Raw genomic sequence first — 26612 nt, 5'->3', positions numbered from 1 at the left:
AGATGTTCCGCGCGGCCGGGTCAGGGCGCGGGCTTGCCTGCCGTGTCGCCAGGGGGCTCGGCGTCGACGGCGGGCGACTCCGTCGCTTCGCTGTCGGGCACCGCCTGCGCGGGTTCGCCGGCCGCCGGCGCCGAGGCGCCGATCGCGGGCAGGATCACGCTGGGCGCCGCCGCCTCGTAGCTGCGCGGCCCGAAGCCGAACATCCCGCCGCTCTGCCGCGACACGATCATCCGCACCATCGACGTCGGCACCATCAGCTCCAGGGTCACGTCTTCGCCGGTGGGCATGCGGCCCTTCATCGTCAGCTCGATCAGCGCGCCCCCCGTGTCGACCTCGTCGCAGGGCACGTGCGGCCCGACCACCGGGCTGTCCTGGATGTAGGGCTTGATCGCATCCCCCAGGGCTTCGATCGCCTGCGGGAAGAAGAACACTGCATAGCCGTCGCGGCCTTTCATCGATGGTCGGCTCCAAGGGAATCAAGGCCGACATCTTCGCAGGTCGGGGATGAGAGACCGTCGCTTGGCCGGGAGGCACTGGCAAGCGCCCCACATTGACAGATTGATATCATTTAGATATCACTATCGGCATTCACCCACACACCGCTGGCCTCCCGGAGACCGCCATGAAGGAAAACCCCGTCCGCTCGCTTCCCGGTATCCCGATGCTGCTCGTCCTGCTTGCGGTCGCGCTCGCCGGCGGCTGGTTCTTCTTCCAGGCGCTGACCTCGGGGGGGGCCGGCCTGCAGCTCGCCGCCTCGATCATCGTCACCGGCATCGCGCTGTTCTGCCTCGCCGGCCTGTACATGGTCGAGCCCAACCAGTCGGCGGTGCTGAGCCTGTTCGGCAAGTACGTCGGCACCGTCCACGACAACGGCCTGCGCTGGAACAACCCCTTCCTGACCAAGCGCAAGGTCAGCCTGCGCATCCGCAACTTCGAGAGCGGCAAGCTCAAGGTCAACGAGCTCGACGGCAGCCCGATCGAGATCGCGGCGGTGATCGTGTGGAAAGTGGTCGATTCGGCCGAAGCGGTGTTCAACGTCGACGACTACGAGAGCTTCGTCCACATCCAGTCCGAGGCGGCGCTGCGCGGCATGGCCACCAGCTATCCCTACGACCAGCACGAGGACGGGCAGATGTCGCTGCGCAGCCATCCGGTCGAGATCTCCGACGAGCTGAAGCGGCACCTCGACGAGCGCCTGGGCTCGGCCGGCGTCGACGTGCTCGAGGCGCGCATCAGCCACCTTGCCTATTCGCCCGAGATCGCCCAGGCAATGCTGCAGCGGCAGCAGGCCAATGCGGTGGTCGCGGCGCGCGCGCGGATCGTCGCCGGCGCCTGCGGCATGGTCGAGATGGCGCTCGCCGAACTCGAGAAGAGCGGCGTGGTCACCCTCGACGAGGAGCGCAAGGCCTCGATGGTCAGCAACCTGCTGGTGGTGCTGTGCAGCGACCGCGGCGCGCAGCCGGTGGTCAACTCCGGCTCGCTGTACTGATGGCGCGCCGTGGCTGAGAAGAAGGCCTATCCGCTGCGCATCAATGCCGGGATCCTCTCGGCGGTGCAGGCCTGGGCGGACGAGGAGTTGCGCAGCGCCAACGCGCAGATCGAGTACGTGCTGCGCGAGGCGCTGCGCAAGGCCGGTCGTCTGCCGCGGGCCGACGGGCAGGAAAAGAAGGAGGAGAACAAGTGAATCCAGTGGATACCGCCCGGCTTGCCCTCGTGCCGGCATCGCCACGCGCCCGGTCCTGGCTGTTCGGCCTCGTCTTCGGACTCCCGGTGGCGCTTGTCGCCGGGACCGAACTCGCCCGCGGCGCGGAGACCGGGATCGCATGGCACGCCATCGGCGGCGTGGCCGGGTTCTGCCTGCTGCTGTGGGCGGTGCTGGCGACCCTGCTGCGCCGCCACCGCCTGGATTTCCACAGCGAGGGCATCGAGGTCGCGACCACCTTCTACCGCCGCCGCTTCGCCCTGTCCGACCTGGACCTCGGCAGCGCGCGTGTGGTCGACCTGGCCGAGCGCCCCGACTACCGGCCGATGCTCCGCACCAACGGCCTGGCCATTCCCGGCTTCCGCAGCGGCTGGTACCGCCTGCGCAATGGCGACCGCGCCCTGGTCGCCACCGCCGGCGGGCAGCGCCTGCTGTGGATCCCGACCCGCGCCGGGCACGACCTGCTGCTGCAGCCCGGGGACCCGCGCGCCCTGCTCGAACAGCTGCGCACAATGGGCGGCGGCGAGCGGTAAGCTGGCCGCGCCTCCCTGCCCGACCAGATGCACGTGACGCAGCCGACCATGCGCGGACGCACGACCAGCCTCCTCAACACCGCCGACATCGAAGTCTGGCCCGGCGGCCTGCTGCGCGCCCGCGCCAACCACGACGCACGCATCCTCGCCCGCGCGCAGTGGGTGCTGCGGCGCAAGCGCGACGGCCGCTACCTGGCCGCGGTACTGCCCGAGGGCCTGATGCCGCTGCTGCCGCGCTGGAACCGCGAATCCGGCCTGGACGAAGCGCTGGACGCCCTTGATGTCCATCCCGGCCACCTGCGACCGGGTATCGAGCGCGTCGGCGAATTGCCCCTGCACCGCCTTCAGGAGCGCCTGGAGGCCCTGGGCATCGACGCCGACGCCTACGAGGCACGCACCGGCCTGCGCCTCGTCGCCGAACCCGACTGGCTGTCACTGGCCGGCCGCGACCGCTACCGTCGCCCGCTGTGGCTGCACGTGGACGCCGCCCGCGCCTGGGCCGGACTGCGCGACGCCGCCGCTCGCGACGGCGTGGTGCTCGAGGCGATCTCCGGCTACCGCAGCCATGATTACCAGCTCGGCATCTTCGAGCGGAAGCGAGCCCGCGGCCTGGACGTCCCCGCGATCCTGGAAGTGAATGCCGCCCCGGGCTACAGCGAACACCACTCCGGCCTGGCCCTGGACATCGGCGCCCCCGGCGAGCCCCCCGCCGAGGAATCGTTCGAGGCGACGCCGGCCTTCGCCTGGCTGCAGGCCCATGCCGGGGGCCACGGCTTCGGCATGAGCTACCCGCGCGGCAACCCGCACGGCATCGTGTACGAACCCTGGCACTGGCGCTTCCACAGCCCCGCCGGACCGGATTGAGATCGGCGCGCGCTGCCGCTACATTGGCGGTCAGGCAACATCGCAGCCAGCAGCACACCCCGCGCCCCGGACGACGCGAGTCGCCCGGGGCGCGTTGCTGCGGCAGGAACGCATCGCAGGAGACGCACGCGTGGACACCCGACCCAAGATCACCATTTCGACGCTGGACGCCGAGCGGCTGGAGAGCCTGCTCGAATCCCTTCCCGACGGCAGCTTCCCCGGCCGCGACGCGCTCGAGGCCGAACTCCTGCGCGCCGAGGTGGTGGCGCCGAAGGAGATCCCGCCGACCACGGTGACCATGAACTCGACCGTCCGCTTCCGCGTCGGCCCGGACGAGACCTTCCAGCTGACCCTGGTGTACCCCCGCGACGCCGACGGCAGCCCCGACCGCATCTCGGTGCTGGCGCCGGTCGGCAGTGCCCTGCTCGGGCTGTCCCAGGGCGACCAGATGGAATGGCCCAGGCCCGGCGGCGGCAGCATCCAGGTGCTGATCGAGGAAGTGACCTACCAGCCCGAGCGCGCCGGCGAGCTGCACCGCTGAGCCACAGCAACCGCGCGGGCCGGTTCAGCCGCCCGCGCCCCCGAAGACTTCGCGCAGGAACGGCACCGTCACCCGCCGCTGCGCCGCCAGCGAGGCCCGGTCCAGGGCATCGAGCGTAGCGGCAAGCCCCGCCAGGTCGCGCCCAGCGCGCTTGAGCAGCCACGCGATCGCGGCCTCGTCGAACTGCAGGCCGCGGCGGCGTGCGCGCAGCCGCAGCACTTCGGCACGGCCATCGTCGTCCAGCGGCAGCAGCGCGATGCGCGCGCACTGCGCCAGGCGCGAACGCAGGTCGGGCAGGCCCAGGGGCAGCACTGCGGGCGCGGCGGTCGCGGCATAGAGCACGCCGGCGCCGGCGACGCGTGCACGGTTGTGGAAATCGAACAGCGCCAGCTCGTCGTCGTGGCCGCCGGCGATGGCTTCAAGCCCGTCGATAGCCACCAGGTCCATGCCGTCCAGGGCTTCCAGCGCCTGCCCCAGCCGTCCGGCCGCGGCGGCCAGCGGCAGATAGGCCGCGCTGCGCCCCAGGGCCTCGGTCGCGGCGCAGGCCGCCAGCGCCAGATGGGTCTTGCCCGTGCCCGGGCCGCCTTCGAGGTAGAGCCAGCCGCCCATGCCCGCGGCCAGCGCGCGCAGTTGCGCCAGCGCGCCCGGCGGCGCGTCCACGAAGGTCTCGAAACGCTGGTCGGGCGGGTAGCGCAGCGCCAGTGGCAGCTGCCTGCTCACGGGCGTCCGCGACCGGGCGCCGCCAGCGTGTGGAAGCCCACTGCGCGGCCTCAGCGCAGCTGGAACTCGGGCGGCAGGCCTTCGATGTTGGCGCCCGACTCCACCAGCACGGACTCGTCCAGCACGCGGCGGAAGCCGGCCAGGCCGGTCAGCAGGTCGAGTTCGACCTCCAGGCTGTTGGGCGTCGCGCGCAGCGGGCGGATCCCGCGCACCACCGAGGTCGACTGCAGCCAGGCCGACAGCCGCACGTAGTCGCTGGCGCTGTTGATGCCGGTGACCACGATGCGCTGCACGCCGGGTTCGCCCACCGGGCTGGCCTTCGCATAACGGCGCACCAGGGCGTTGGCCGCGCCGTCGGCGCCCGAGGCGATCACTGCGCGGGCCTGCACGCCCTCCTCGGACCAGTTCGACAGCACGCGGCCGTTGTCGACGAAGGTCCAGTCGGCCTTCCAGCCCGAACCGTCGCGGTAGAGCTTGCCGATCAGCTGCATCGGCGGGTTGTAGCGGGCCGACAGGCGGGCGATGGCGGCGGTGTCCCCGCGCCAGATCGCGCCCACCGCGGCGCGCTCGGCGGCGCTGCCGCCAGGCAGGCCGAGGCGGAAACCACGCTCCAGGGCGCGATCCAGCACCGGGCGCGCGACGTTGTTCTGGCCCAGCGCCACCAGGCGCGGGCCGCTGCCATCATCGATGGCCAGCCACAGCACCGGCTTGGGGCGTGGCTCCGGCCACACCGGCAGGCCGAGCGCGCCGGCGATGGCGTTGACGTCGGCCTCGCGGAAGCGAACCACCAGCATCGTGGTGTAGGTCGGCGAACCGGCCGCCGAGCGGCCCTCGTCCTGGCGGTAGTCGTAGTGCTCGACGAAATCGTCCGCGCGGCGCAGTTCACGGGCCACGCCCGGGCGGCGGGCCACGGCGGAGTCGCCGGACAGTTTGCCCAGCACCTGGGCCAGCGCGCGCTGGAAACCGGACTGGCGGGCGGATTCGGTCTGGCTGCCGACCGCGACCTCGGCCTCGTACAGGCCGCTGGCGCCGGCGCGGTCGCCCTCCATCCGCTGGGCGTGGGCCCAGCCGGGCAGCAGCAGCGCGAGGATCAGCGTGAGCAGCAACGCCTTGGGCATCGTCGTTCCTGGGACCGTGTCAGGCGCAAATGGTGCCGCACGGGCCGCTTCGCGTCCATGAAGACGGCCCCGGGACTGCTAAAATCGCCGCTTTCCCGCGCCGCGAGCCCGCCGTGACCCGCCCCACCCCGCTGACCTACCGTGACGCCGGCGTCGACATCGACGCGGGCAATGAAGTCGTCGAACGCATCAAGCCGCTGGTGAAGCGCAGCTTCCGCCCGGAGGTGATGGGCGGCCTGGGCGGCTTCGGCGCCCTGTTCGACCTGTCGGGCAAGTACCGCGAGCCGGTGCTGGTCTCGGGCACCGACGGCGTGGGCACCAAGCTCAAGCTCGCCCAGCAGTTGGGGCGCCACGACAGCATCGGCATCGACCTGGTCGGCATGTGCGTCAACGACGTGCTGGTGCAGGGCGCGGAGCCCCTGTTCTTCCTCGACTACTTCGCCACCGGCAAGCTCGACATCGACACCACGGTGGCGGTGGTCGGCGGCATCGCGAAGGGCTGCGAGCTGGCCGGCTGCGCCCTGATCGGCGGCGAGACCGCGGAAATGCCCGACATGTACGGCCCCGGCGAATACGACCTTGCCGGCTTCACCGTCGGTGCGGTGGAAAAGTCCGAGCTGCGCGACGGCGCCCGCGTCACCACCGGCGACGTGCTCATCGGCATCGCCTCCAGCGGCCCGCACTCCAACGGCTATTCGCTGATCCGTCGCATCTACGACCGCGCCGGCCGCCCCGGCGACACCGACGTCGGCGGCGTTCGCCTGGAGGACGCGCTGATGGCGCCCACCGCGCTGTACGTGAAGCCGGTGCTGGCACTGCTGCGCGGTGACGAAGGCGCCTCGATCCACGCCATGGCGCATGTCACCGGCGGTGGCCTGACCGAGAACATCATCCGCGTGGTGCCCGAGGGCCTGGGCCTGGACATCGATGCGGCATCGTGGCCGCTGCCGCCGGTGTTCGAGTGGCTGCAGCGCGAGGGGGCGGTGGCGCCGGACGAAATGTGGCGTACCTTCAACTGCGGCATCGGCTTCGTGCTGGTGGTCGATCCGGCGCGCGCGGCCGCGGTGGGCGCGGCGCTGGACGCGCTGTCGCTGGCGCACTGGACGATCGGTTCGGTGGTGCCCGCGGCCGGCGATGCGTCGCGCGTGCGCATCGGCTGAGGATCGTGGCCGACCACAGCCCGCGCCTGGCCGTGCTGGCCTCGGGCCGCGGCAGCAACCTGCAGGCAATCATCGACGCCGTCGCCGACGGGCGCCTGGACGCGCGCGTGGCCGGCGTCTTTGGCGACCGACCCAAGGCCTTCGCGCTGGAGCGCGCACGCGACGCCGGCATCGAGGCCCGTGCCCTGCGTCCGCGGGACTTCGCCGACCGCGACGGCTTCGATGCCGCCCTGTTCAACGAGGTCGCCTCGGTACAGCCCGACTTCATCGTCTGCGCCGGCTACATGCGCCTGCTCGGTGCAGCAGCCCTCGAACCCTGGGCGGGGCGGATCATCAACATCCACCCGTCGCTGCTTCCCGACTTCAAGGGCCTGGACACGCACGCGCGCGCGATCGCCGCCGGCGTGGCCGAACACGGGGCCAGCGTGCATTTCGTCACCCCGGACCTCGACGGCGGCCCGGTGATCGCCCAGGCCCGGGTTCCGGTGCTGCCAGGCGACGATGCCGACACCCTGGCCGCACGCGTGCTGGAGACCGAGCATCCGTTGATGCTCGCGGTGCTGCAGCTGCTCTGTGCCGGTCGCATCACGCTGTGCGACACGGTCGTGGAGCTCGACGGCCAGCCGCTCCCGGCCCCTCTTCAGCTTGCATCCAAGCGCCTGCCTGCATGATCCGGGCGGCATGAAGACCGCCCCCAAACTCCTGATGGCGACCCTTGCGGCCGCGCTCTTGGCCACGCCCGCGCTGGCCGCGGGCAGCGACCCCGCGACGGCCAGCGCGCCGGCATCGACGACCGCCGCCACCGCGCCCGCGGCCGCCGACGATCCGGCGCCCGTCGCGCTGCAGCCGTTCGTCGCCACCTACGACGCCTGGAACGCCGGCAAGCATGCCGGCACGGCCAGCATGCACCTCACCCGCGCCGCCAACGGACAGTGGCGCGTCGACCTCGACATCACCGGCACCCGCGGCCTGGCCCGCTGGGTGCGCCTGGACATCGACCAGGGCACCGTCTTCGACGAGGCCGGCGGCGATTACCGCCCGCTGCGCCAGGACACCCGGCGCAAGGCGCTGTTCATGGGCCGGAAGATCGAGGGCGTCTACGACTGGAACGCCGGCACGGCGCAGTGGAGCGGCGACCTCAAGGCCGAGCGCCGGCAGCCGGTGGCGCTGCGCGAAGGCGACAAGAGCGGCCTGCTGATCAACCTCGCCATCGTGCGCGACGCGGTGCCCGGCCGCAGCCTGAGCTACCGCTTCGTCGACGGCGGCCGCGTGCGCGAGCACGAATACGCCGTGGCCGAAGCGACCGAGTACGTCGAAGTCGACGGCCTGTCCTACGAGGCCATGCGCGTTTCACGTACCAATGGCGGCAATGATGAAACCATCTTCTGGGTGGCGCGAGGCGTGCCCACGCCGATCCGCATCCTCCAGCGGGAAAACGGCGAAGACGCCATCGACCTGCGCCTGGTCGCATACGAAGGAGCCAACTAGATGCTGAACATGAAGTCCCTCCGCGGCCACGCCGCGGCCGCCGCCGCGCTGCTGGCGCTGGCTTCCGCGCCCGCGAGCGCGATCGAGCCCTTCAACGCCGACTACCAGGCCAACTACATGGGCATGGAGGCGACGGCGAAGATGAGCCTCGCCAGCGCCGGCAAGGACCGCTGGGAATACCGCATCGACATCGGCGGCATGGGTGCCGAGCTGCAGCAGAGCACCACCTTCGAGGTCGACGGCAACCAGTGGCGGCCGCTGAAGAGCGTCGACAGCCAGCGCGGCACCAGCGGACTGGCGGCGATGCTGGTCAAGCGCAAGTCGGTCACCGCCGACTACGACTGGGGCCGTGGCCAGGCCCGCTGGAGCGGCGACGTCAAGGCCGACCGTGCGGGCCCGGTCGATCTGAAGGCCGGCGACCTCGACGGCATGCTGATGAACCTGGTGCTGGTGCGCGACGTCGCCGCCGGCAAGCCGCTGGACTACCGCCTGGTCGAGGACGGCCGGGTCAAGCGCCAGCGCTTCCAGATCGCCGGCAAGGAAAGCATCCAGGTCGCCGGCAAGTCCCGCGAGGCCACCCGCGTGGTGCGCAGGGACGGCAGCCGCGAGATCGTCGCCTGGGTCGTCGAAGGCCTGCCGGTGCCGGCGCGCGTGCTGCAGCGCCGGGACGGCAAGGATCACATCGACCTGAAGCTCACTTCGGTCAACTGATCCGCCGGATCCTCGCCCCCAGCCCGGACAGCTTGCGCTCAATGTGCTCGTAGCCGCGGTCGAGGTGGTAGATGCGGTCGATCACCGTCTCGCCGTCGGCCACCAGCCCCGCCAGCACCAGCGAGGCCGAGGCGCGCAGGTCGGTGGCCATCACCGGCGCGCCGCTCAGGCGCTCGACGCCGGTGACGGTGGCGCGGTTGCCTTCGATGTGGATGTCCGCGCCCAGCCGCATCAGCTCGTTCACGTGCATGAAGCGGTTCTCGAAGATGGTCTCGTCGATCGTCGACACGCCCTCTGCGATGCAGTCCAGGGCCATGAACTGCGCCTGCATGTCGGTCGGGAAGGCCGGGTGCGGCGCGGTGGTGATGTCGACCGCACGCGGGCGCCGGCCGCGCATGTCGGCGGTGATGCGGTCGCCGTCGATGGCGATGTCGGCGCCGGCCGCGGCCAGGCGCTCGAGCACCGCGTCCATCGTGTCCGGGCGCGCGTGCGTCACGGTGACGCGGCCGCCGGTGATCGCGCCGGCGACCAGGAAGGTGCCGGCCTCGATGCGGTCGGCGACCACGTCGTGGCGGGCGCCGTGCAGGCGGTCGACGCCACGGACGACGATGCGCGACGTGCCCGCGCCCTCGATGTCGGCGCCCATCGCCAGGAGGCAGTCGGCAAGGTCGACGATCTCGGGCTCGCAGGCGGCGTTGTCGATCACCGTGGTGCCCTGGGCCAGGCTCGCGGCCATCAGCAGGTTCTCGGTGGCGCCCACGCTGACCGTGTCGAAGGCGACGTGGCCGCCCCGCAGGCGGCCGGCGCGCGCATTGATGAAACCATGCTCGACCGTGATCCGTGCGCCCAGCGCTTCCAGCGCGCGGATGTGCAGGTCGACCGGGCGCGAACCGATGGCACAGCCGCCCGGCAGCGCAACCTCGGCGGCGCCGTGGCGGGCCACCAGCGGGCCCAGCACCAGCACCGAGGCGCGCATCGTGCGCACCAGTTCGTAGGGCGCAACCTGGCTGTCGACGCTGCGCGGGTCGACCACCACATGGCTGCCGTCGGCGTCGTGGGTGACGCCCGCGCCGAGTCCGCCCAGTACCTTCGCCGTGGTCACCACGTCGTGCAGGTGGGGGACGTTGCCGATCTCCACCGGCTCGTCTGCCAGCAGGGTCGCGCACAGGATCGGAAGCACGGCGTTCTTGGCGCCGGACACGCGCACGTCACCCTCGAGGGGCACGCCGCCGGTGACCACGATCTTCTGCATCAGCCGGGCCGGTTCTCGTCGGGGGTCAGCGTGCGCAGGGCCAGGGCGTGGATCTCGTTGCCCATGAGCGTGCCGAGGGTCGCGTAGACCATGCGGTGGCGCGACAGCGGCAGCTTGCCGGCGAAGTCGGGATGCACCACGACCGCCTCGAAGTGCACGCCGTCGTCGCCGCGGACCTCGACTTCGGCGCCGGGCAGGCCCTGTTCGATGAGTTTGCGGATGGTGTCTGCGTCCAAGGCGTGGTCCCGGTGATGAAGGCCGAATGAGCGGCTGTCCGGGACCGGCGCGGCGATGCGCTGGCGGCTGGACAATCCGCGTAAGATGAACGGGTTAGCCTAACGGAAAAGGGTCCGGCCCGGAATGTCCGGCAGCAACGACCAGACCGCCAGCGCCCCCGGCGCCCACGACTTCGCCGCCAGCGGCCGCCACGTGTTCGAGATCGAGCGCGAGGGCCTGGCGGCGGTGGCCGCACGCATCGACGGCGACTTCTCCCGCGCCTGTGCCCTGCTGCTGGCCTGCCGCGGCCGCGTGGTCTGCACCGGCATGGGCAAGTCCGGGCACGTCGCGCGCAAGATCGCCGCCACCCTGGCCTCCACCGGCACCCCGGCGTTCTTCGTCCATCCCGGCGAGGCCGGCCACGGCGACCTCGGCATGGTCACCGACGCCGACGTGGTGCTGGCGCTGTCCTATTCGGGCGAATCCGACGAAGTGCTGCAGCTGCTGCCGGTGCTCAAGCGCCAGGGCAACCCGCTGCTCTCGATGACCGGCCGTCCCGGCTCGACGCTCGCCCGCGCCGCGGCCGTGCACCTCGACGTCAGCGTGCCGAAGGAGGCCTGCCCCCTGCACCTGGCGCCGACCTCCAGCACCACCGCCTCGCTGGCCATGGGCGACGCCCTGGCCGTGGCCCTGCTCGAGGCCCGCGGCTTCACCGCCGACGACTTCGCGCGCTCGCACCCCGCCGGCGCGCTCGGTCGACGCCTGCTGCTGCACATCGCCGACGTCATGCACACCGGCGATGCCGTGCCCGCGGTGCCGGCCGGCGCCACCGTCAGCGAGGCCCTGGCCGAAATCAGCCGCAAGATGCTGGGCATGACCGCCGTGGTCGACGACGACGGCCGCCTGCTCGGCCTGTACACCGACGGCGACCTGCGCCGCAGCCTGGACGCCGGCATCGACGTGCGCACGACAGCCATCGCCGAGGTCATGACGCGCGGTCCGCGCACGATCGGCGCCGACGCGCTGGCCGCCGAGGCCGCGCAGCTGATGGAGGCGCACAAGATCGGCGGACTGGTCGTGGTCGACGCCGAAGGCCGCGTGGTCGGAGCGCTCAATATTCACGACCTGTTGCGCGCACGCGTGGTCTGATCCCGCATTCATGCAGACGCCCGCCCGCCCCGCTCCGTCCCCCGAACTGCTCGCGCGCGCCGCGCGCGTCCGGCTGGCCTGCTTCGACGTCGACGGCACCCTGACCGACGGTCGCCTGTACATCGCCGCCGACGGCACCGAGACCAAGGCCTTCCACGTCCACGACGGCCTGGGCCTGTCGCTGCTCAAGCGCGCCGGCGTCACCGTGGCCTTCGTCACCGCGCGCACCAGCGCCGCGGCCGAGATCCGCGCCCGCGACCTGGGCGTGGAGGCGCACACCGGGATCAAGGACAAGCTCGCCTGCGTGGAAAGCCTGCGCACGCGCCTGGGCCTGGCCGCCGACGAGGTCGCGTTCATGGGCGACGACCTGACCGACCTGGCGGTGCTGGCCGCCGCCGGCCTGGCCGCGGCGCCCGCCGATGCGCAGCCCGCGATCCTGGGCCACGTCCACTGGCAGTCCTCGCTCCGCGGTGGCGAAGGCGCCGCGCGGGAGTTCTGCGACCTGCTGCTGGCCGCGCGCGACGCCGGCGCGCAGGACGCATCGGGAGCCAGGCAGTGAGCTGGCGCGGCGCACTCTTCGCCGTGCTGCTCGTGGCCGCGATCGCCAGCGGCTGGTCGGCCTGGCACCAGCGCGCCGAGACGCCGGCACCCGCCGCCGTCAGCGACCGGTCCGACTACGTGCTCGAGGACTTCGAACTGGTCTCGCTGGACAAGGACGGCCAGGAGGCCTTCACCCTGCGCGCCCCGCACCTGCACCGCGATCCCGCGGACGAAACCATGTCCCTGCGCGAACCGGTGTTCCTGCTGCCCGAAGAGGAAGGCGGGCACTACTGGGACCTGCGCGCGGCCACCGGCTGGATCAGCGCCGACAGCGAGGAGATGCGCCTGGACGGCGACGTGGTCGCGGTGTCCGACCCCACCGGCGACCGCGGCATGCGGATGGAAACCCAGGCGCTCCAGGTCTTCCCCCGCCAGCGTCGTGCCCGCAGCAACGCCGCAGTGACCATCACCCAGCCCGGGACTACAATGCAGGGCATCGGAATGGAAGCCGACCTGGCCGACAAGCGCTTCCAGCTCACCTCCAAGGTCCAGACCCGCTATGTCCCCACGCGCCGCTAGCCTCACGACGGTCCTCACCCTGGCCGCGGCCCTGGCCGCCGCGCCCGCCTGGGCGAAGTCCAGCGACCGCAACCAGCCCATGGACCTGACGTCCAACACCCAGGACTGCATGCTCGCCGACGACGGCGGCCCCTGCGTGTTCACCGGCAACGTGCGCATCGTGCAGGGCACGCTGGACGTGCGCGCGGCCAAGGCCGACGTGCGCCGCGGCGGCGGCGACATCCAGCGCGTGGTCCTCACCGGCTCGCCGGTGCGCCTGAAGCAGCAGCTCGACGACGGCGGCACCATCGACGCCACCGCCAACACCGTCGACTACGACCTGCAGACCGAGACCGTGGTGTTCACCGGCAACGCCGAGATCAACCAGCCCGGCCGCGGCACCATGGCCGGCGGTCGCATCGTCTACAACATGGCCACCGGCCGCGTGCAGGGCGGCGGCCAGGACGGCGGCCAGATCCGCACCCGCATCCTGCCCAAGGGCGCCAAGGCCGACCAGGGCGGCAACTGATGCTGGTCGCCGAAGGCCTTCGCAAGAGCTACCGCCAGCGCGAGGTGGTGCGCGAGTTCGGGCTCACCCTCGACGCCGGCGAAGTCGTCGGCCTGCTCGGCCCCAACGGCGCCGGCAAGACCACCTGTTTCTACATGATCGTCGGCCTGGTGCCGGCCGACGCCGGACGCATCGTGCTCGACGGCCGCGACATCACCGGCGAGCCGATGTACCGCCGCGCCCGCCTCGGCGTGGGCTACCTGCCGCAGGAACCCTCGGTGTTCCGCAAACTCACCGTGGCCGACAACATCATGCTGGTGCTGGAGCTGCGCGAGGACCTGGACCGCAAGGGCCGCGAGGCCGAGCTGGCCTCGCTGATGGACGAGCTGCAGATCACACACGTCGCCGGCCAGGCCGGTGCCAGCCTCTCCGGCGGCGAGCGCCGCCGGGTCGAAATCGCCCGCGCGCTGGCCGCCCGCCCGCGCCTGATCCTGCTCGACGAGCCCTTCGCCGGCGTCGATCCGATCTCGGTCGGCGAGATCCAGCGCATCGTCAGCCACCTCAAGAACCGCGGCATCGGCGTGCTGATCACCGACCACAACGTCCGCGAGACCTTGGGCATTTGCGACCGCGCGTATATCCTCAACGACGGCGGCGTGCTCGCGCAGGGGGCTCCGGACGCGCTGCTGGCCAACCCGGACGTGCGCCGGGTGTACCTGGGGGATTCCTTCCGGCTGTAAGGGGAGGTGCGTCCCCGCCTGACCGGGAACGCCGTGAAACCTCGCCTGCAGACATCGCTGGGACAGCAACTGGTACTGACGCCGCAGCTGCGCCAGGCCCTGCACATGCTGCAGCTGTCGATGCCGGAGCTCGAGGCCGAGATCAACGACGCCGTCGAGAGCAACCCGTTGCTGGAGTGGGACGAATCCACACCGCTGTCCGCCTCAGGCGAGGTACGCGACACCGGCGACGGCCCGGATGGGGCGCCCGCCGACGACCGCATGGACACCTCTGCCGACCCCTGGGACGACCATCGCGAAGCCGCCTGGGGCGAAGGTGGCCGCGGCGGCACCGACGAGGACGGCGACGCCTCCGAACGCATCCCCCAGTCCGAGACCCTGCGCGACCACCTGTCCTGGCAGCTCAACCTGAGCCACCTGTCACCGCGCGAGCTGGCGATCGGCGAAGCACTGGTCGACGCCATCGACGACGACGGCTACCTCCGTGAGCCGCTGCTGGCCATGGCCGAGGCACTGGCGCCGGCGATCGTGTGCGACGAGGCGGAGATCACCGCGGTGCTGCGCCGGGTGCAGTCCCTCGACCCCACGGGCGTGGGCGCCCGCGACCTCGGCGAATGCCTGCTGCTGCAACTCGACGCCCTGTCCTGCGACACCCCCGGGCGCGACATCGCGCGGCGCGCGGTGGCGACCCTGATCGAGCGCCTGGCCAGGCTGGGCGAGGCCGGACTCGCCGAGGCCCTGGGCTGCAGCACCGAAGAGGCCGCCACCGCCCTGGCGCTGATCCGCAGCCTCGACCCGCGTCCCGGTTCGCGCATCGGCGGCATGCCTCAGGACACCTATGTCGTTCCCGACTGCAGCATCTACCGCCAGGGCGGCGTATGGAAGGTGTCGCTGGCCGGCGGCCGCCACAGCAGCCTCACCATCCACCGCGGCTACGAGCAGATGCTGCAGCATGCCGCCGGCACCGACGCCGGCTACCTGCGCGGCCGCCTGCAGGAGGCGCGCTGGCTGCTGAAGAACATCGAGGCCCGCGGCGAGACCCTGCTCAAGGTGATGCACTGCCTGGTGCGCGAGCAGTCGGGCTTCCTCGAGTTCGGGCCCAAGGCCCTGCGCCCGCTGACCCTGCGCGAGGTCGCCGCACAGATCGGCATGCACGAATCCACGGTCTCGCGCGCGGTCGCCCGCAAGTACGTGCACACTCCGCGCGGCACCATCGCGCTGCGGGCCTTCTTCGCCTCGGGCATCGACACCGGCGGCGGCGGCGAGGCCTCCAGCACCGCGATCCAGGACATGATCCGCCGGCTGGTGGAGGCCGAGGACCCGCGCAAGCCGCTTTCCGACGCCCGCCTGGCCGAGCAGCTGAAGGAAGGCGGCGTGCCCGTCGCTCGCCGCACCGTGGCCAAGTACCGGGAGGCCCTGAACATCCCCTCCTCGCACGAGCGCGTGCGCATCGCCTGAACCGCGGCCTGCCGCTTTCCGCCCCCGTGGGGCTGGGTTAACCTGTCCGTGACAACCACCGCGCCGCCCTGCGCGATGCTGTGGTCCCCACGAAGAATGGAGGTTGCGATGCTCATCGAGACCCACGGCCAGCAGATGGATGTCACCCCGGCCCTGCGCGAGTACGTCGAGACCAAGCTCGGCCGCCTGTCGCGGCTCTACGATCCGCCGCTCCAGGTCCGCACCCAGCTGAGCATCGACAAGCCCGACCACGTCGCCGAGGCGACCGTCAGCGTCGCCGGCAAGACCCTCCACACCGACGCGCGCGCCGTGGACATGTACGCGGCCATCGACCTTCTCGCCGACAAGCTCGACCGGATGCTGGTCAAGGAGAAGAAGAAGATGATCGACCAGCACCGCCGCGGCGGGAATCCCGTCCGCGACGGCGAGTTCGGCTGACGCAGCAAAGGCCGGGGGCATGCCGTACACCGATCTGCTGTCCGCCGGCCGCATCGTGCAGGTGGTCGAACCGGGCCACCGCGACCAGGTACTCGACGCGGCGGCGCGCCTGCTCAGCGGCGGCTCCCCCGAGTGGACCCAGGCGATCGCCGACGGCCTGCGCGCGCGCGAGGCCGTCGGCAGCACCGGCATCGGCCGCGGGGTGGCCATCCCGCACTGCCGCAGCGCCGCCTGCCGCGAGCCGGTGGCTGCCTTCCTCAGGCTGAACCATCCGGTGGACTTCCGGGCCCATGACGGCCAGCCGGTCGACCTCGTGTTCGCCATGGCGGTTCCCGAGGACCGCGCCCAGCAGCACCTCGACACGCTGTCCGAACTGGCCGGCCAGTTCGCCGACACCGGTTTCCGCGAAGCGGTGCGCGACGCCCCCGGCATCACCGCGCTGCGCACGCTGCTGCTGCGCGCCGGTACGCCGGCGCAGGCGCGCCGCGCATGAATGCCGCGATCACCGCGCAGCAGCTCTTCGACCAGCTCCGCGAGCGGCTCGGACTGCGCTGGGTGGCCGGCCAGGCCGGCGCTTCGCGCCAGCTGGAATCGGTGGAAACCGTCTCGCGCCGGCCCTCGCTGGCCGGCTACCTCAACATCATCTATCCGAACAAGGTGCAGATCCTCGGCACCGAGGAACTCGCCTGGCTCGATGGCCTGGAGCCTCGGCAGCGCTGGGAGACCCTCGAGAAGATCCTGCAGTTCCGTCCGCTGGCGCTGGTGGTCAGCAAGGGCCAGGCCTGCCCCGAGGACCTCACCGAGATGGCCGAGGAATCGGGCATCGCGCTGTGGTCGTCGCCGCGCCGGGGGCACGAGCTCTACAACGTGCTGCAGTACCACCTCGCCGGCGCGCTGGCGCCGCGGGTCACGCTGCACGGGGTGTTCATGGAGATCTACTCCATCGGCGTGCTGATCACCGGTGAATCCGGCACCGGCAAGAGCGAACTCGCGCTGGAGCTGGTGACCCGCGGCCACCGCCTGGTCGCCGACGACGCGCCGGAGTTCGCGCAGATCGCTCCGGACGTGCTCGACGGCACCTGCCCCGAACTGCTTCAGGACCTGCTGGAACTGCGCGGCCTGGGCGTGCTCAACATCCGCGAGATGTTCGGCGATACGGCGGTGAAGCGGAACAAGTACCTGCGCCTGATCGTGCACCTCGCGCGCCCGGGCGACAGCCGCGAGGCGAATGACGCCAGTGGCATGGTGCGCCTGACCGGCGACCTCGGCTCGCGCCACGTGCTCGACCTCGACGTGCCGATGATCACCCTGCCGGTGATGCCCGGCCGCAACCTGGCCGTGCTGACCGAGGCCGCGACCCGCGTGCACATGCTGCGCGCGAAGGGCGCCGACCCGGCGGCGGCCTTCCTCGCCCGCCACTCGCACTTCCTCGAACAGGGCACGCCATGAACACCGCCAGCAACGCCCTGATCATCGTCAGCGGCATGTCCGGCAGCGGCAAGAGCGTCGCGCTGAACACCTTCGAGGACCTCGACTTCTACTGCGTCGACAACCTGCCGGCGGAGCTCCTGCCCGACTTCGTGCGCAGCGCGACCCATCCCGAGCGCAGTTCGCAGAAGCTGGCGGTGGGCATCGACGTGCGCAGCCGCGGCGACCTCGCCAACCTGCCCGAATGGCTGTCGGCCGTGGGCGCGATGGGCTTCGACCCGAAACTGGTGTTCTTCGACACCAATGACAACCTCCTGCTCAAGCGCTACGCCGACACCCGTCGCCGGCACCCGCTGACCCGTCTCGGCCTGGCGCTGTCGGACGCCATCGCGCTGGAACGCCAGGTGCTGCGCCCGCTGCGCTCGCTGGCCGACGTCATCATCGACACCAGCGAACTCAACGTGCACCAGCTGCGGCACCGGGTGCTGACCGAACTCGGCCTGGCCATGGATTCGTCGCTGTCGCTGCTGTTCGAATCCTTCGCCTACCGGCGCGGCGTGCCGCCGGACGCCGACTTCGTGTTTGACGCCCGCGCCCTGCCCAACCCGCACTGGGACCCTCGCCTGCGCCCGCTTTCGGGCCGCGACGGCGCGGTTCGGGAATACTTCGAAGCCCCGGAGCAGGCCGACGTCGGCGAGTTCCTGCGCCAGGTCAACGCCTTCCTCGATGCCTGGCTGCCGCGGATGCGCGCGTCCACGCGAAGCTACGTCACCGTGGCCTTCGGCTGCACCGGCGGCCGGCACCGCTCGGTCTACCTGGCCGAAGCCGCCGCGGAGCACGCCCGCGCGCAGGGCTGGAACGAAGTCGCGACCCACCACCGCGAGCTGGATTGACCGGCGGCCGGGCGCGCGGCGCTTCCTGAGCGTCATGCCGCTCTGCTAATTTGTGCCGATGGCCGTCGGAATCCTCCTCGTCACCCACCTGGGCATCGGCACCGCGCTCGCCGCGGTGGCGGGCCGCCTGCTGGGCACCCTGCCCTTGAAGGTCGAGGTGTTCGAGATGGCCTACGACGCCGATCCCGAAGCCGCGCTGCCGTCCGCCAGCGCCGCCCTGCGCCGCGCCGACGGCGGCGACGGCGTATTGGTCCTGACCGACATGTACGGAGCCACGCCTGCGAACCTTGCCGCACGGCTGGCCCACCTGGGCACTCCGGTGCGGCGGGTATCGGCGCTCAGCCTGCCGATGCTGCTGCGGGTCCTGAACTATCCCGAGCTGCCGCTCGACCAGCTGCCCGCGGTGGCGGCCGCTGGTGCACGCAATGGAGTGGTCCACGATGATGCATGAGGCAACCCGGCCATGATCGAACGCGAACTCGTCGTGTCCAACCGGCTGGGCCTGCACGCCCGCGCGACCGCGAAACTGGTGCAGCTCCTGTCGGGCTATGACGTCAACGCGACCCTGACCGCCAAGGGCCGCGAGATCAACGCCAAGAGCATCATGGGGGTGATGCTGCTCGCGGCCGGCACCGGCACCGCGGTGACCCTCAAGGTCGAAGGGGCCGACGAGGCCGCCGCCGCCGATGCCGTGTGCGCGCTGTTCGAGCGACGATTCGACGAGGACAGCTGATGCGCCGGCTGTTCCCCGGCCACGGCGTATCGCGGGGCAATGCCCTGGGCCGGGCGCGCGTGCGCCAGCCGCATGCGCTGGAAGTCGCCGAGGAACGCATCACGCCGGGCGCCGTCCGCGCCGAGGTCGCGCGCCTGCACGAGGCCATCGACATGGTGCGCGCCGAACTGCGCGACATGCGCACACGCCTGCATGGGGCGCTGGCCAGCGAGATCGGCGAGTTCCTGGACCTGCACGCCCTGCTGCTCGACGACCCCGAGCTGCTGCAGGGCCTGGACGCGCTGATCGCCAACGACCTGTACGGTGCCGACTATGCCCTGCGCGTGCAGCGCAACCGCCTGGCGGCGGTGTTCGAAGGCATGGACGACCCCTATTTCCAGAGCCGGGTCGAGGACATCGACCACGTCATCGGCCGCATCCATGCCGCCCTGCACCGGCACGACGCCCAGGTCACCGGCGTCGCCGGCGAGATCCTGGTGTCCGACAACCTGGCGCCGTCGGAAGTCGCGCGCCTGCATGCGCGCGGCGTGCTCGGCATCGTGACCGGGGGCGGCAGCATGCTTTCGCACAGCGCGATCCTCGCGCGCAGCCTGCACCTGCCGCTGGTGGTGGGCGCGCCGCAGGCCCTGGCCCAGGTCAACGACGGCGACGTGCTGATGATCGACGGCGCCACCGGCCTGGTGATCGTCGATCCCGACGCCGACGACCTGCGCGCGCACCGCGAGCGCGTGCGCGAAGGCAAGCGCGAGCGGCGCCAGCTGCACCGGCTGCGCCGCGAGCCTTCGCGCACGACCGACGGCGTCGACATCCGCCTCTACGCCAACGCGGAGACCCGCGAGGACGTGGCCGAGGCGCACGCGCTCGGTGCCGCCGGCGTGGGCCTGTACCGCACCGAGTTCCTGTTCCTGCAGCGCGACGAACTGCCGACCGAGGAGGAGCAGTTCATCGCCTACCGCGACCTGGTGCTGGGGCTCACCGGGCGCATCGCCACCATCCGCACCCTGGACATCGGCGCCGACAAGGCCGACGGCAGCGGGCTTGCCCTGCCCTTCGAGCCGAACCCGGCGCTGGGCGTGCGCGGCGTCCGCCTGGCGCTGCGCCGGCGCGACGTGTTCACCACCCAGCTGCGCGCGATCCTGCGTGCCTCCGGCTACGGCCCGCTGCGGATCCTGCTGCCGATGGTGGCGCGCCGCGAGGAACTGGTGACCGCGCGGCGCCTGGTGCGCACGGTCGCCGCGCGCCTGCGCCGCGAAGGCCATGCGGTCGCCGACGGCATCGCGCTGGGCGCGATGATCGAGGTGCCGGCGGCGGCCATCGCGCTGCCGGCGATCATCGACCTGGTCGACTTCGTCTCCATCGGCACCAACGATCTGGTTCAGTACCTGCTGGCCGCCGACCGCGGCAACGACGCCCTGAACGAGCTGCACAGCCCGCTGCACCCGGCAGTCATGCACCTGCTGCACCAGGTGATCACGACCGCGAAGTCGCAGGGGAAGCCGGTGGCGGTCTGCGGCGAGATGGCCGGCGACGCACTGTTCACCCCGCTGCTGCTGGCACTGGGGCTGGAGGAGTTCAGCCTGCACCCGGGCACCCTGCTGGAAGTGCGCCGCGCGGTGCGCGACCAGGATCTGGCCATGCTGCGCAGCCGCGCACCGGCGCTGCTGCGCGCGCGCGACCAGGCCGGCATCGAGCGCTGGCTCTCGGCGGTGGCGGCAACCTAGGTATCGCGCACGGGGTGTGCAGCAGCGTCGGCGCGGGCGATAATCCACGCATGAACACCTGACCCTGTCGCGCATCCCGTCGCGCGACGCGCTCCCGGAAGCATTCCATGGCCGAAGCCGTCCGCCACGACAAGACCGCGCGCCAGCTGCGCCTGCTGTCCGATGCGCTCGACAGCGGCCGCCTCGGCCCGGTGCGCCGGCTGATCAACACCCTGGCGCCGGCCGAGATCGGCAACCTGCTGGAGTCGCTGCCGCCCGACCGCCGCATGGTGGTCTGGGGCCTGGTCGATCCCGAGGACGACGGCGAGGTGCTGGTCCACGTCGGCGACGAGGTGCGCGAAAGCCTGATCGCGGACATGGATCCCGACGAGCTGGTCGCGGCGGTCGAGGACCTCGACATCGACGACCTCGCCGACCTGGTCGAGGACCTGCCCGAGGCCGTCACCGGGCAGATCCTGCAGTCGATGGACCGCGAGAACCGCGAGCGCCTGGAGCAGGCGCTGTCCTACGAGGAGGACACCGCCGGCCGCCTGATGAACCCCGACGTGGTGACGGTGCGCGCCGACACCACGGTCGACGTGGTGCTGCGTTTCCTGCGCCTGCGCGGCGAGCTGCCCGAGAACACCGACCACCTGTACGTGGTCAACCGCCGCCACCAGCTGCTGGGCTGGGTGGCGCTGCAGAAGCTGGTGACCAGCGAGCCCGGGACGCCGATCAACAAGCTGATCGACGACGAGCTGACCGCGATCCACGTCGGCGACTCCGCCGAATCGGTGGCGCGGCAGTTCTCCGACCATGACTGGGTGTCCGCGCCCGTGGTCGACGAGGGCAACGTGCTGCTGGGCCGCATCACCATCGACGACGTCGTCGACATCATCCGCGACCAGGCCGAGCACCAGGCGCTGGGCGCCGCCGGCCTGGACGAGGACGAGGATCTGTTCTCGCCGGTGAAGCGCGCGGTGCGCGGCCGCATCGTGTGGCTGGGCGTGAACCTGGCCACCGCGTTCCTGGCGGCGGCGGTGATCGGGCGCTTCGAGGCCACGATCGAGAAGATCGTCGCGCTCGCGGTGCTGATGCCGATCGTCGCCGGCATCGGCGGCAATGCCGCGATGCAGGTGCTGACGCTGATGGTGCGCGGCCTCGCGCTGGGCCAGGTCGGCGCCAGCAACGCCAGCGTGCTGCTCTGGAAGGAAGTGCGGGTGGCGCTGATCAACGGCGTGCTGATCGGCGGCTTCGTCGGCCTGGTGGCGTTCGCGTGGTTCCAGGACTGGCTGCTCGGCGTGGTCATCACCGCGGCGCTGGTGATCAACTTCTCCTGCGCGGCGCTTGCCGGCGTGCTGGTGCCGCTGGCGATGAAGCGCGCCGACGTCGACCCGGCGGTGGCCGGCGGCGTGGTGGTGACGGCGGTGACCGACGTGGTCGGCTTCTTCAGCTTCCTCGGCCTGGCGACCGTCATCCTGCTGCGCTGAGCCGCTCAGGCGAGGAGTGTCTCCAGGACGGCCATGCGCACGGCCACGCCGTTCGCCACCTGCTTCAGCACCAGCGACTGCGGGCCATCGGCCACCTCGTCGCTGATCTCGACACCACGGTTCATCGGGCCCGGATGCAGCACCACGGCGTCGGGCGCGGCGCGGCGCAGGCGCGCGGCGGTCAGGCCGTAGTCGCGGTGGTAGCCCTCGAGCGAGGGCACCAGACCCTCCTCCATGCGCTCGCGCTGCAGGCGCAGCATGAACACCGCGTCCACGCCGTCCAGCGCGGCATCGAGGTCGTTGCCGACGATGCAGCCGTCGAGCGTGGCGTCGTCGGGCAGCAGGCTGGCCGGGCCGCAGGCGCGGACCTCGCCGATGCCCAGCGTGCGCAGCGCGTGCAGCTCCGAACGCGCCACCCGTGAGTGGCGGATGTCGCCGACGATGGCGACCTTCAGACGCGAGAAATCCGCACCCTTGGTCTGGCGCAGGCTCAGCACGTCGAGCAGGCCCTGGGTCGGGTGCGCGCTGCGGCCGTCGCCGGCGTTGACCACGGCCGTGCCCGGCTGCGCGGCGGCGGCCAGCATCGCGGCCGCGCCGTCCTCGCGGTGGCGCACCACGAAGCCGCGCACGCCCATGGCCTCGATGTTGCGCAGGGTGTCGAGCGCGGTCTCGCCCTTGCTGGTGGACGAGGTGGAAGCATCGAAGCCGAGCACGTCCGCACCCAGCCGCTGCGCCGCGCGCTGGAAGGACAGCCGCGTGCGCGTGGAGGGTTCGAAGAACAGCGTGCACACCGCCGTGCCGCCCAGCGCACTGCGCGGGTCGGCGCCACCGCGGTGGTCCAGGAAGGCCTGGGCGCGGTCGAGCAGCGCCACCAGCGCGGCGCGCGGAAGCGTTTCGAGGCTGAGCAGGTGGCGCAGGCGGCCGTCTTCGGTGGTCTGCAGGGTCATGCGGGGGCGTCGGGCGGGGAAGTTTCGGGATTGGTGTCGATGGCGACGGCGTCGCCCGGCGAGGCCAGCCAGCGTTCGACGATGATCGCCGCGGCCACGGCATCCAGCGCGGCGGCGTCGCGGCGGCGGCGGCGGCCTTCGGCGCGGTCGACGGCGAAGCGCTGCGCGGCCTCGATCGAACTCGAGCGCTCGTCGATCATCACCACCGGCAGGCGGGCGCGGCGCGCGAGTTCGACGGCGAAGGCGCGGGCGCGCTGGCGGATCGGCTGGTCGCCGCCGTCGAGCGTCATAGGATCGCCGACCACGCAGCCATCGGGACGCCATTCCTTGAGCAGGCGCTCGACCGCGGCCCAGTCGACCTGGTCGGCATGCACGTCGACCACGGCCAGCGCGCGCGCACCGTGGCCGAAGGCGCTGCCCACGGCCACGCCGATGCGGCGCGCCCCGACGTCGAAGCCGAGCACGGTGCCATCGCTGCGGATGCCGGCCATCAGGCGTGCCCGGCGTAATCCGGCATGTGCGCCATGTCGACGCCGATGCGGCCGGCGGCGGCCTGCCAGCGGGCCTCCAGCGGCAGCGCGAACAGGATCTCGGCGTCGGAAGGCACGGTCAGCCAGCTGTTCTCGCCCAGTTCGGCCTCGAGCTGGCCGGCGCTCCAGCCGGCGCAGCCCAGGGCGACCACGACCCGGGACGGGCCCTCGCCGCGCGCCATCGCCTCGAGCACGTCGCGCGAGGTGGTCACACGCAGGTCGTCCGCGATACCGAGGCTGGAGTCCCAGTCGCGCTCGCCGTCGTGGATCACGAAGCCGCGCTCGGGATGCACCGGGCCGCCGGCGAGCACCGGGGTCGCGCACAGCGCGGCGTCGTCGCAGGCGATGCCCATCTGCGCGAAGATCTCGCCCAGGGTGTAGTCGGAGCGGCGGTTGACCACCACGCCCATGGCGCCGCCGGCGTCGTGCTGGCACAGCAGCGACACGGTGCGCTCGAAGTTCGGGTCGGCCAGCGACGGCAGCGCGACCAGCAGCTGGTTGGCAAGCGGTGTGGGCTGCGTGGACATGGCGCCATTCTAGCCAGTGCCGCGGGATCGCGCCCGGCCGCGGCTACCATGGCGGCACCGACTCCCTTGCTGGAACCCGCCATGTCCGCAGCCGCCCCGCTCCCACGCAACGAGCGCGCCTTCATCGTGCTGCTGGCCGTGCTCCAGGGCGGCCTGATGTACCTGGCGGAAAAAGGCCACGACCTCGGTTGGTGGCCCTTCGCGGGGCTCGCCGGGCGGGTCTGCTGGTACACGCTGGTGCTGACCGTGCCGACGATGATGGCGCTGAGCCTGGTGCGCCTGCGCGACCCGCGCTTCTGGCAGCACGCGGTCGGCGCCAGCCTCGCCTTTGCCGGGCTCGCGGCCTGGGCGGCGTGGAATGCCACCGGCGGCCCCGGGATCCGTGCCGGCGAAGTGCTGGGGCCGTTCGGCGCGTCGATCGCCATCGGCCTGTTCGTCGCCCTGCCCTGGCTGCAGTGCCGCCTGGCCCACGGCCACTGGCACGCGCCCTACCCCTGCCTGTTCGAGCACGCCTGGCAGAACGCCCTGACCCTGGCGCTGGCGGCGCTGTTCACGGGCATCTGCTGGCTGGTGCTGTGGCTGTGGGGCGCGCTGTTCGCGCTGGTGAAGATCGACTTCTTCCGCGAACTGTTCCGCGAGGACGCCTTCATCTATCTCGCCACCGGCGCGATGGCGGGCCTGGGCGTGCTGATCGGGCGCACCCAGCACCGCGCGGTGCAGGTGGCGCGCCAGGTGCTGTTCGCGATCTTCACCGGCCTGCTGCCGCTGCTGGCCTTCATCGCCGCGCTGTTCGTGGCCAGCCTGCCCTTCACCGGGCTGGAGCCGCTGTGGGAGATGCGCTCGGCGGCCACCACCCTCATCGCCGTGGTCGCGCTGCTGGTGGCCTTCACCAATTCGGTGCTGCAGGACGGCGAAGGCGAGCGCCCCTATCCGGCCTGGCTGCGCCGCCTGGTCGACGCCGGCCTGGTGCTGCTGCCGGTGTTCGCGCTGCTGGCGCTGTACGCGCTGTGGCTGCGCATCGACCAACACGGCTGGACCACCGACCGCGTGTGGGCGGTGCTGCTGGCGCTGCTGGTGGCCGGCTATGCCTTCGGCTACGCCTGGGCGGTGCTGCGTCATGGCCGCGAGCGCTGGCTGGGCGCGATCCGGCCGGTGAACCGGGCGCTGTCGCTGGCCGTGGTCGCGGTGGCGGTGCTCGCCAACACGCCGCTGCTGGATCCGCACCGGATCGCGGTCGGCAGCCATTTGCAACGGCTGGCCGACGGGCGCACGGACATCGACGATTTCGACCTCGCCTGGCTGCGCCACGACAGCGGCCGCCGCGGCTACCGGGCGACGCTCGCCCTGCGCGACGTCCCGGCCTGGTCCAGTGACGCCGAACGGCTGGCCGAGCTGGAGCGCGTGATCGCACGGACCAGCCGCTGGGGCGACTGGCGCGACCCCAGTGCTCCGCGCCCGCCGCGTGACGCGGCCCAGCTGCGCGCACAGGTCCAGCTCGCCGCGGGCGCGACTGCACCCGATGACGCCTGGTGGGACGCACTGGCCGCGCGGCGCGACGACCGGCAGGCCTGTGCCCACGCCGACGACGACTGCATCCTCCTGACCCCGGACCTCGACGGCGACGGGACCGCGGATCCACTGCTGTGCACGCTCGGCGGCGGCTACGGCGCGAACTGCAAGCTCCACGCCCGCGACGCCGACGGTCGCTGGATCGTGGCCGCCACCCTGGGACTCTGGCCGCAGGGCACGCCGGAGCAGGCCTGGCGACGGCAGCTGCGCCGCGACCTGCTCGACGGCCGCCTGCAGGCCGTGCCGCAGCGCTGGCCCGACCTCCGCATCGGCGACGGCAGGCCGCAGCGGCTCGAACCGGTCAGCGAACCGCCGCGCCCGACCCCTGCCGGCGCCGATACGCCCTGAGCTGCGCGTCCGCCGCGTCATCGGGCAGGCGGGTGCCCAGCCAGCGGTCCATGAAGTTGAACAGGAAGCCGTAGTTGCCGTGGTAGCAGGCGTGGTGCAGGTGATGGCGGCGGCTGGCGGCCAGCCAGTGGTCGTTGCCCACCCGCGGCGCGTAGTCGTAGTTGCCGTGGCCGAGGTTGTTGAGCAGCAGGCTGGCCACCGGCAGCGACAGCAGGGCGAGGAAGCTGAAGTCGTGCAGCAGCATCGGCAGCAGGATCACGTTGCCCAGCAGCGCCGCTTCCAGCGGATGGAAGCTGTAGGTCGCGAAGGGCGTGGTCACCTGAGACTGGTGGTGGTGCTGGTGGTAGCGACGCAGCGGCCGGGTGTGCAGCAGGCGGTGGTTGGCATAGAAGTGGATGTCGTTCCAGACCAGCAGCACCGCGATTTCCGCGGCGATGCGCAGCGGCCCCGCATCCTGCGCCAGCCGCGCCCAGCCGCGCTGCAGGAACCACCACACCAGCACGCTGCCGATGCCGAAGACCAGGATCGACACGCTTGACCAGCCGATCTCGCGGCGCAGCTGCCCGGGGCGCAGCGGGCGCGGGTCGATCCTGTGGCCCCAGCCAAGGGCCGGCAGCAGGTACTGCGTCAGCAGCCAGTTGCCGCCGCACAGCAGCAGGTAGATGGCGGCGAAGAACGCGGTGCCCCAGGCGACCGCGAGGTGTGCCGGCAGCGTCGCATAGGCATTGCCCAGGGCAACGAACGCATCCAT

The 26612-nt window shown here is 71.9% G+C and carries 33 protein-coding genes; 24 read left to right on the top strand and 9 right to left on the bottom strand.

The genetic code is table 11. From position 1 onward, the window contains the following. Positions 1-20 precede the first annotated feature (20 nt). A complete protein-coding gene (locus tag E2170_RS02830) occupies positions 21-455 on the bottom strand; it encodes a hypothetical protein (RefSeq protein WP_132999128.1) in 435 nt (144 codons plus the stop codon). 167 nt (positions 456-622) lie between these two features. Between E2170_RS02830 and E2170_RS02825 the strand changes: the two genes are divergently transcribed. The 5 genes from E2170_RS02825 (at position 623) to rnk (ending at position 3640) form a co-directional block, all read left to right on the top strand. Further along, positions 623-1489, top strand: coding sequence for an SPFH domain-containing protein (locus E2170_RS02825; RefSeq protein ID WP_132999127.1), 867 nt, complete (start codon positions 623-625; stop codon positions 1487-1489). A gap of 9 nt (positions 1490-1498) precedes the next feature. Continuing rightward, a complete protein-coding gene (locus E2170_RS02820) occupies positions 1499-1684 on the top strand; it encodes a type II toxin-antitoxin system antitoxin (protein ID WP_132999126.1) in 186 nt (61 codons plus the stop codon). After that, entirely contained in the window at positions 1681-2235 is a 555-nt protein-coding gene (locus E2170_RS02815) for a hypothetical protein (protein ID WP_132999125.1), read from the top strand. Before E2170_RS02820 ends, E2170_RS02815 begins: the two co-directional genes overlap by 4 nt. A 48-nt stretch (positions 2236-2283) precedes the next feature. After that, the gene (locus E2170_RS02810; RefSeq protein ID WP_132999124.1) at positions 2284-3099 is read left to right on the top strand and encodes a M15 family metallopeptidase; all 816 of its coding nucleotides are present in this window, start codon (positions 2284-2286) and stop codon (positions 3097-3099) included. A gap of 130 nt (positions 3100-3229) precedes the next feature. After that, positions 3230-3640 (top strand): nucleoside diphosphate kinase regulator, encoded by a 411-nt coding sequence (gene rnk / locus E2170_RS02805; protein WP_132999123.1) that lies wholly within the window; start codon positions 3230-3232, stop codon positions 3638-3640. Between the two features lie 24 nt (positions 3641-3664). Here rnk and hda read toward each other — a convergent pair whose 3' ends face one another. Next, on the bottom strand, positions 3665-4360 hold the full coding sequence (hda, locus tag E2170_RS02800) for a DnaA regulatory inactivator Hda (protein WP_243708032.1): 696 nt from the start codon (positions 4358-4360) through the stop codon (positions 3665-3667). A 50-nt stretch (positions 4361-4410) separates the two neighbouring features. After that, positions 4411-5478, bottom strand: a complete 1068-nt coding sequence (locus tag E2170_RS02795) for a DUF2066 domain-containing protein (protein WP_132999122.1) — start codon at positions 5476-5478, stop codon at positions 4411-4413. A gap of 29 nt (positions 5479-5507) precedes the next feature. Here E2170_RS02795 and purM point away from each other — a divergent pair, with 29 nt between their 5' ends. The 4 genes from purM to E2170_RS02775 are packed head-to-tail and all read left to right on the top strand — an operon-like array spanning position 5508 to position 8837. Continuing rightward, the gene (gene purM / locus E2170_RS02790) at positions 5508-6638 is read left to right on the top strand and encodes a phosphoribosylformylglycinamidine cyclo-ligase (RefSeq protein WP_132999121.1); all 1131 of its coding nucleotides are present in this window, start codon (positions 5508-5510) and stop codon (positions 6636-6638) included. 2 nt (positions 6639-6640) lie between these two features. Next, positions 6641-7309, top strand: coding sequence for a phosphoribosylglycinamide formyltransferase (gene purN, locus E2170_RS02785; RefSeq protein ID WP_132999974.1), 669 nt, complete (start codon positions 6641-6643; stop codon positions 7307-7309). A 10-nt stretch (positions 7310-7319) separates the two neighbouring features. Then, on the top strand, positions 7320-8126 hold the full coding sequence (locus E2170_RS02780) for a DUF3108 domain-containing protein (RefSeq protein WP_132999120.1): 807 nt from the start codon (positions 7320-7322) through the stop codon (positions 8124-8126). 9 nt (positions 8127-8135) lie between these two features. Then, a complete protein-coding gene (locus E2170_RS02775; RefSeq protein ID WP_132999119.1) occupies positions 8136-8837 on the top strand; it encodes a DUF3108 domain-containing protein in 702 nt (233 codons plus the stop codon). Here E2170_RS02775 and murA read toward each other — a convergent pair. Together murA and E2170_RS02765 are read right to left on the bottom strand one after the other, a co-directional pair. After that, a complete protein-coding gene (gene murA / locus E2170_RS02770) occupies positions 8830-10089 on the bottom strand; it encodes a UDP-N-acetylglucosamine 1-carboxyvinyltransferase (RefSeq protein WP_132999118.1) in 1260 nt (419 codons plus the stop codon). The genes E2170_RS02775 and murA overlap by 8 nt on opposite strands. Further along, positions 10089-10325 (bottom strand): BolA family protein, encoded by a 237-nt coding sequence (locus tag E2170_RS02765; protein ID WP_132999117.1) that lies wholly within the window; start codon positions 10323-10325, stop codon positions 10089-10091. The genes murA and E2170_RS02765 overlap by 1 nt, the downstream gene beginning before the upstream one ends. 124 nt (positions 10326-10449) lie before the next feature. Here E2170_RS02765 and E2170_RS02760 point away from each other — a divergent pair, with 124 nt between their 5' ends. The 14 genes from E2170_RS02760 (at position 10450) to mgtE (ending at position 21940) form a co-directional block, all read left to right on the top strand. Continuing rightward, positions 10450-11454, top strand: coding sequence for a KpsF/GutQ family sugar-phosphate isomerase (locus E2170_RS02760; RefSeq protein ID WP_132999116.1), 1005 nt, complete (start codon positions 10450-10452; stop codon positions 11452-11454). Between the two features lie 10 nt (positions 11455-11464). Beyond that, complete coding sequence (locus E2170_RS02755; RefSeq protein ID WP_132999115.1) at positions 11465-12013, top strand: KdsC family phosphatase; 549 nt, start codon at positions 11465-11467, stop codon at positions 12011-12013. Next, positions 12010-12573, top strand: coding sequence for an LPS export ABC transporter periplasmic protein LptC (gene lptC / locus E2170_RS02750; protein ID WP_132999114.1), 564 nt, complete (start codon positions 12010-12012; stop codon positions 12571-12573). The genes E2170_RS02755 and lptC overlap by 4 nt, the downstream gene beginning before the upstream one ends. Further along, on the top strand, positions 12554-13081 hold the full coding sequence (gene lptA / locus E2170_RS02745; protein ID WP_132999113.1) for a lipopolysaccharide transport periplasmic protein LptA: 528 nt from the start codon (positions 12554-12556) through the stop codon (positions 13079-13081). Before lptC ends, lptA begins: the two co-directional genes overlap by 20 nt. Beyond that, complete coding sequence (lptB, locus tag E2170_RS02740; protein WP_132999112.1) at positions 13081-13800, top strand: LPS export ABC transporter ATP-binding protein; 720 nt, start codon at positions 13081-13083, stop codon at positions 13798-13800. The genes lptA and lptB overlap by 1 nt, the downstream gene beginning before the upstream one ends. Positions 13801-13833: 33 nt before the next feature. Beyond that, positions 13834-15258, top strand: a complete 1425-nt coding sequence (locus E2170_RS02735) for an RNA polymerase factor sigma-54 (protein ID WP_132999111.1) — start codon at positions 13834-13836, stop codon at positions 15256-15258. A 108-nt stretch (positions 15259-15366) separates the two neighbouring features. Next, entirely contained in the window at positions 15367-15696 is a 330-nt protein-coding gene (gene hpf, locus E2170_RS02730; protein ID WP_132999110.1) for a ribosome hibernation-promoting factor, HPF/YfiA family, read from the top strand. A 19-nt stretch (positions 15697-15715) separates the two neighbouring features. Beyond that, a complete protein-coding gene (locus E2170_RS02725; protein ID WP_132999109.1) occupies positions 15716-16189 on the top strand; it encodes a PTS sugar transporter subunit IIA in 474 nt (157 codons plus the stop codon). Then, positions 16186-17145: an HPr(Ser) kinase/phosphatase gene (hprK, locus tag E2170_RS02720; RefSeq protein ID WP_132999108.1), complete on the top strand. Its 960-nt coding sequence runs from the start codon at positions 16186-16188 to the stop codon at positions 17143-17145. Before E2170_RS02725 ends, hprK begins: the two co-directional genes overlap by 4 nt. Further along, complete coding sequence (rapZ, locus tag E2170_RS02715; protein ID WP_132999107.1) at positions 17142-18017, top strand: RNase adapter RapZ; 876 nt, start codon at positions 17142-17144, stop codon at positions 18015-18017. The genes hprK and rapZ overlap by 4 nt, the downstream gene beginning before the upstream one ends. Before the next feature lie 58 nt (positions 18018-18075). Next, positions 18076-18468: a PTS sugar transporter subunit IIA gene (locus tag E2170_RS02710; RefSeq protein ID WP_132999106.1), complete on the top strand. Its 393-nt coding sequence runs from the start codon at positions 18076-18078 to the stop codon at positions 18466-18468. Between the two features lie 12 nt (positions 18469-18480). Then, complete coding sequence (locus tag E2170_RS02705; RefSeq protein WP_132999105.1) at positions 18481-18750, top strand: HPr family phosphocarrier protein; 270 nt, start codon at positions 18481-18483, stop codon at positions 18748-18750. Next, a complete protein-coding gene (gene ptsP, locus E2170_RS02700) occupies positions 18750-20471 on the top strand; it encodes a phosphoenolpyruvate--protein phosphotransferase (protein ID WP_132999104.1) in 1722 nt (573 codons plus the stop codon). Before E2170_RS02705 ends, ptsP begins: the two co-directional genes overlap by 1 nt. A gap of 107 nt (positions 20472-20578) precedes the next feature. Next, positions 20579-21940, top strand: coding sequence for a magnesium transporter (gene mgtE, locus E2170_RS02695; protein WP_132999103.1), 1362 nt, complete (start codon positions 20579-20581; stop codon positions 21938-21940). A gap of 5 nt (positions 21941-21945) precedes the next feature. On the opposite strand, the gene E2170_RS02690 is transcribed toward mgtE, so the two are convergent. Genes E2170_RS02690 through E2170_RS02680 form a run of 3 tightly spaced genes read right to left on the bottom strand, consistent with a single transcriptional unit; the run spans position 21946 to position 23944 of the window. After that, positions 21946-22887, bottom strand: coding sequence for an aspartate carbamoyltransferase catalytic subunit (locus E2170_RS02690; protein ID WP_132999102.1), 942 nt, complete (start codon positions 22885-22887; stop codon positions 21946-21948). Then, positions 22884-23378 (bottom strand): Holliday junction resolvase RuvX, encoded by a 495-nt coding sequence (gene ruvX, locus E2170_RS02685; protein WP_132999101.1) that lies wholly within the window; start codon positions 23376-23378, stop codon positions 22884-22886. Before ruvX ends, E2170_RS02690 begins: the two co-directional genes overlap by 4 nt. Beyond that, on the bottom strand, positions 23378-23944 hold the full coding sequence (locus tag E2170_RS02680; RefSeq protein WP_132999100.1) for a YqgE/AlgH family protein: 567 nt from the start codon (positions 23942-23944) through the stop codon (positions 23378-23380). The genes ruvX and E2170_RS02680 overlap by 1 nt, the downstream gene beginning before the upstream one ends. Before the next feature lie 81 nt (positions 23945-24025). Here E2170_RS02680 and E2170_RS02675 point away from each other — a divergent pair, with 81 nt between their 5' ends. After that, a complete protein-coding gene (locus tag E2170_RS02675; RefSeq protein WP_132999099.1) occupies positions 24026-25861 on the top strand; it encodes a DUF4153 domain-containing protein in 1836 nt (611 codons plus the stop codon). On the opposite strand, the gene E2170_RS02670 is transcribed toward E2170_RS02675, so the two are convergent. Continuing rightward, positions 25815-26612 (bottom strand): sterol desaturase family protein, encoded by a 798-nt coding sequence (locus E2170_RS02670; RefSeq protein ID WP_132999098.1) that lies wholly within the window; start codon positions 26610-26612, stop codon positions 25815-25817. The genes E2170_RS02675 and E2170_RS02670 overlap by 47 nt on opposite strands.

The organism is Luteimonas arsenica (assembly GCF_004352825.1).
Lineage (GTDB): Bacteria > Pseudomonadota > Gammaproteobacteria > Xanthomonadales > Xanthomonadaceae > Luteimonas > Luteimonas arsenica.
Note: the sequence above shows the minus strand (reverse complement) of the source record. Positions and strands in the feature narration are given on the sequence as shown.

What these genes read in the sequence shown, in the direction of transcription:
- ptsP (WP_132999104.1), top strand. Translation starts at nt 18,750, where the DNA reads ATGCGCCGGCTGTTCCCCGGCCACGGCGTATCGCGGGGCAATGCCCTG.
- E2170_RS02690 (WP_132999102.1), bottom strand. Translation starts at nt 22,887, where the DNA reads ATGACCCTGCAGACCACCGAAGACGGCCGCCTGCGCCACCTGCTCAGC.
- lptA (WP_132999113.1), top strand. Translation starts at nt 12,554, where the DNA reads ATGTCCCCACGCGCCGCTAGCCTCACGACGGTCCTCACCCTGGCCGCG.
- E2170_RS02830 (WP_132999128.1), bottom strand. Translation starts at nt 455, where the DNA reads ATGAAAGGCCGCGACGGCTATGCAGTGTTCTTCTTCCCGCAGGCGATC.
- E2170_RS02780 (WP_132999120.1), top strand. Translation starts at nt 7,320, where the DNA reads ATGAAGACCGCCCCCAAACTCCTGATGGCGACCCTTGCGGCCGCGCTC.
- murA (WP_132999118.1), bottom strand. Translation starts at nt 10,089, where the DNA reads ATGCAGAAGATCGTGGTCACCGGCGGCGTGCCCCTCGAGGGTGACGTG.
- E2170_RS02795 (WP_132999122.1), bottom strand. Translation starts at nt 5,478, where the DNA reads ATGCCCAAGGCGTTGCTGCTCACGCTGATCCTCGCGCTGCTGCTGCCC.
- E2170_RS02810 (WP_132999124.1), top strand. Translation starts at nt 2,284, where the DNA reads ATGCGCGGACGCACGACCAGCCTCCTCAACACCGCCGACATCGAAGTC.
- E2170_RS02825 (WP_132999127.1), top strand. Translation starts at nt 623, where the DNA reads ATGAAGGAAAACCCCGTCCGCTCGCTTCCCGGTATCCCGATGCTGCTC.
- lptB (WP_132999112.1), top strand. Translation starts at nt 13,081, where the DNA reads ATGCTGGTCGCCGAAGGCCTTCGCAAGAGCTACCGCCAGCGCGAGGTG.
- E2170_RS02680 (WP_132999100.1), bottom strand. Translation starts at nt 23,944, where the DNA reads ATGTCCACGCAGCCCACACCGCTTGCCAACCAGCTGCTGGTCGCGCTG.
- E2170_RS02675 (WP_132999099.1), top strand. Translation starts at nt 24,026, where the DNA reads ATGTCCGCAGCCGCCCCGCTCCCACGCAACGAGCGCGCCTTCATCGTG.
- E2170_RS02775 (WP_132999119.1), top strand. Translation starts at nt 8,136, where the DNA reads ATGAAGTCCCTCCGCGGCCACGCCGCGGCCGCCGCCGCGCTGCTGGCG.
- E2170_RS02710 (WP_132999106.1), top strand. Translation starts at nt 18,076, where the DNA reads ATGGCCGTCGGAATCCTCCTCGTCACCCACCTGGGCATCGGCACCGCG.
- hprK (WP_132999108.1), top strand. Translation starts at nt 16,186, where the DNA reads ATGAATGCCGCGATCACCGCGCAGCAGCTCTTCGACCAGCTCCGCGAG.
- purM (WP_132999121.1), top strand. Translation starts at nt 5,508, where the DNA reads ATGGTGCCGCACGGGCCGCTTCGCGTCCATGAAGACGGCCCCGGGACT.
- ruvX (WP_132999101.1), bottom strand. Translation starts at nt 23,378, where the DNA reads ATGGCCGGCATCCGCAGCGATGGCACCGTGCTCGGCTTCGACGTCGGG.
- rapZ (WP_132999107.1), top strand. Translation starts at nt 17,142, where the DNA reads ATGAACACCGCCAGCAACGCCCTGATCATCGTCAGCGGCATGTCCGGC.
- E2170_RS02755 (WP_132999115.1), top strand. Translation starts at nt 11,465, where the DNA reads ATGCAGACGCCCGCCCGCCCCGCTCCGTCCCCCGAACTGCTCGCGCGC.
- mgtE (WP_132999103.1), top strand. Translation starts at nt 20,579, where the DNA reads ATGGCCGAAGCCGTCCGCCACGACAAGACCGCGCGCCAGCTGCGCCTG.
- E2170_RS02705 (WP_132999105.1), top strand. Translation starts at nt 18,481, where the DNA reads ATGATCGAACGCGAACTCGTCGTGTCCAACCGGCTGGGCCTGCACGCC.
- E2170_RS02725 (WP_132999109.1), top strand. Translation starts at nt 15,716, where the DNA reads ATGCCGTACACCGATCTGCTGTCCGCCGGCCGCATCGTGCAGGTGGTC.
- E2170_RS02670 (WP_132999098.1), bottom strand. Translation starts at nt 26,612, where the DNA reads ATGGATGCGTTCGTTGCCCTGGGCAATGCCTATGCGACGCTGCCGGCA.
- E2170_RS02760 (WP_132999116.1), top strand. Translation starts at nt 10,450, where the DNA reads ATGTCCGGCAGCAACGACCAGACCGCCAGCGCCCCCGGCGCCCACGAC.
- hpf (WP_132999110.1), top strand. Translation starts at nt 15,367, where the DNA reads ATGCTCATCGAGACCCACGGCCAGCAGATGGATGTCACCCCGGCCCTG.